The sequence below is a fragment of the Massilia sp. TSP1-1-2 genome, assembly GCF_049896185.1.
Taxonomy (GTDB): Bacteria; Pseudomonadota; Gammaproteobacteria; order Burkholderiales; family Burkholderiaceae_D; genus Telluria_A.
The window spans coordinates 1-1022 of record NZ_JAFCTU010000129.1 but is presented as its reverse complement, the minus strand read 5'-3'; the positions used below and the strand labels follow the sequence as shown (position 1 = coordinate 1022).

Sequence of the window (1022 nt, the reverse complement as noted above, 5' to 3'; positions counted from 1 at the left end):
AAAACAAGGTGTTCGAAGGCGCCGGCGCCGTGCGCCGCCTGGCTGTCGGTACAGAACCGGCAAATTTCGGTAGAAAACATTCAGAAGACGGTAGCGGACTTCTTCAGCATCAAGGTGGCGGACATGTACTCGAAGCGCCGGCCGGCGAACATTGCCCGGCCGCGCCAGATTGCGATGTACCTGGCCAAGGAATTGACGCAGAAGAGCTTGCCGGAGATTGGCGAGTTGTTTGGCGGGCGCGATCATACGACGGTGCTGCACGCGGTGCGCAAGATTGCCTTGGACCGGACCAAGAATCCGGAGTGCAATCATGAGTTGCACGTGCTTGAACAGACCTTGAAGGGATAGGTCCGGGCGGCTCATGGCGGAAAAGGGGGCCGCCGAGGCCGTGCGCTTTTCCGCCCTACGGATCGCAACGAACCATCGCGATGAACCGTAGGGCGGAAAAGCGCCAGCGCATTCCGCCAAGCTCAGTCACCACCCCCGATTTTGGCCTCGACCGCGACATCTGGCAAAATATAGCACCAGCAACAAGATTTTAAGTATCATTCTGACAACTTACCGAGGATTACTATGCAATTGGTCAAAACCACCCGAGATACCCTTCTCCGGCCACTGCAGATCGTGAGCGGTATTGTCGAGCGTCGGCACACTATGCCGATTCTGGCCAATATCCTCATCCGCAAGGACGGCGAAAACGTCTCGTTCCTGTCGACCGACACCGAAGTGCAGATCACCACGCACGCGCAAATCGGCTCGGGCGCGGACGTTGCGGGCACCACGGTCGCGGCGCGCAAGCTGCTCGACATCCTGCGCGCGCTGCCGGAATCGGGCGACGTGACGATGACGCTGGTGAACAAGCGCCTCACCGTCCAGACCGGCAAGTCGCGCTTCGCGCTGCAGACGCTGGACGCGGCCGAGTTTCCAACCGTGAACGTGGCCGAAACCTTCAGCGCCACCGTCACCCTGCCGCAAAAAACTCTCAAGCACTTGTTCAACATGGTGCACTTTTCCATGGCGCA

The 1022-nt window shown here is 59.4% G+C and carries 1 protein-coding gene and 1 pseudogene; both read left to right on the top strand.

Annotated features, from left to right (window positions below):
- On the top strand, nt 1-348 hold a 348-nt coding region (locus tag ACP7BV_RS27245), incomplete at its 5' end, for a helix-turn-helix domain-containing protein (RefSeq protein ID WP_426108035.1).
- Nucleotides 349-573: 225 nt separating this feature from the next.
- A pseudogene (locus ACP7BV_RS27240) lies at nt 574-1022 on the top strand (DNA polymerase III subunit beta); the annotation flags it as partial.